Annotated in this window: 2 protein-coding genes; both read left to right on the top strand. The window is 41.5% G+C overall.

The features are described from left to right. Positions 1 to 117: 117 nt before the first annotated feature. Positions 118 to 1,218: a 3-dehydroquinate synthase gene (gene aroB / locus CALSC_RS17840; RefSeq protein WP_088242644.1), complete on the top strand. Its 1,101-nt coding sequence runs from the start codon at positions 118 to 120 to the stop codon at positions 1,216 to 1,218. A 43-nt stretch (positions 1,219 to 1,261) separates the two neighbouring features. Then, on the top strand, positions 1,262 to 1,603 hold the full coding sequence (locus tag CALSC_RS17835; RefSeq protein WP_088242643.1) for a hypothetical protein: 342 nt from the start codon (positions 1,262 to 1,264) through the stop codon (positions 1,601 to 1,603). Positions 1,604 to 1,637: the final 34 nt, after the last annotated feature.

Below are 1,637 nucleotides of genomic sequence, written 5' to 3'. Positions count from 1 at the left end.
GTTTCTTATCTTAGTTGTCACAAAGCACAAAGTTTTAACAACCACTGTCTACTTTCCATAAAACACAACTTCAGATTGCGATAGAATACATCCCGCAGGCTCAAAAAATGTGTTGGCATGGCATCTGTAATCACGGTCAATTTACCACAACAGTCTTATAAAATTGCGATCGCACCAGGAAGTTTAGAGAGACTGGGCGAATACATGGCTGAGTTAAAACTGGGGAAAAAAGTACTCCTGGTTTCCAATCCCACCATTTTTCAACATTACGGGGAAAAAGCGATCGCTACTTTGCAAGCTGCTGGTTTTGAGGTTGCCCATCATATTATCCCCCCTGGAGAACCATACAAAAACCTTGATTCTATCCAAAAAATCTACGATGCAGCTTTAACGAATCGCCTGGAACGTTCTTCTACGATGGTAGCTTTGGGTGGTGGTGTAATTGGTGATATGACTGGTTTCGCCTCTGCTACCTGGCTGCGAGGTATCAACTTTGTCCAAGTACCCACGTCTTTGTTAGCAATGGTAGACGCGGCTATTGGTGGTAAAACAGGGGTAAATCACCCCCAAGGGAAAAATTTAATTGGTGCTTTCCATCAGCCCAGTTTGGTATTAATCGATCCAGATGTACTACAAACCCTACCTGTACGGGAACTGCGTGCGGGCATGGCAGAGGTTATTAAATATGGTGTCATTTGGGACGCAGAATTATTTGCCCAGATGGAAAAGAGTAAAAACTTCAGTCAATTACGCTACATCAAAGCAGAGTTAATGGATTTTATCTTAACCTGTTCCTGTCAAGCTAAAGCTGATGTGGTGAGCAAGGATGAAAAAGAGGCTGGATTGAGGGCAATTCTTAACTATGGGCATACGATTGGTCATGCTGTAGAAAGTTTAACTGGTTATACTCAGTTTATTCACGGTGAAGCCGTTGCCATTGGCATGGTAGCAGCCGGACAAATTGCCATGCACCTAGGAATGTGGGGACAGAAAGATGCTCAAAGACAAGATGAATTAATTAAAAAAGCAGGTTTACCGACAAAGTTACCTGCTGATTTAGATGTTAATGCGATCATTGATGCCTTACAAAATGATAAAAAAGTTAAGGATGGAAAAGTTCGTTTTATTTTACCTACACAGATAGGTGCAGTTGAAATTACTGATAGAGTTCCTACAGATACTGTGCGTCAGGTATTGACAACAATGGGAACTTCATAGCCTTACCTAAAAAATAATTTTGCAAGCGATCGCTAATTTCCCTATGAATAAACCTAAATTATTCTTGATTCTGTTTTTTGTTGGTTTTCTGGCTGTTGCTTCCAGTGCTTTCCTTGTTACCGCAGGTCGAACTATTGGACAATCCATATTTGGGAGAAGCTTTGCAGAAACTCAACTCAAAGATTATGTTGCTACTGTACTCAAACAAGAGGTGAATGGCTTGAGGTGTCAGGCTGTTGATACGAACAAAAATGGTTATGTCTCTTGTGACTATACAACCACTTCTCAACCCAATAACCCCCGTTCAGTGGAATGTGCTGCTTGGGGTTTAGATGGTTTCTTTAATCGCGGTTGCAAAACTCGTACCCCTAATTTTAATAATTAGGGCTTGCTGTTCGCGGAGCGTGCCGTTAGGCATA

The sequence above is a fragment of the Calothrix rhizosoleniae SC01 genome (assembly GCF_900185595.1).
Lineage (GTDB): Bacteria > Cyanobacteriota > Cyanobacteriia > Cyanobacteriales > Nostocaceae > Calothrix_A > Calothrix_A rhizosoleniae.
Note: the sequence above shows the minus strand (reverse complement) of the source record. Positions and strands in the feature narration are given on the sequence as shown.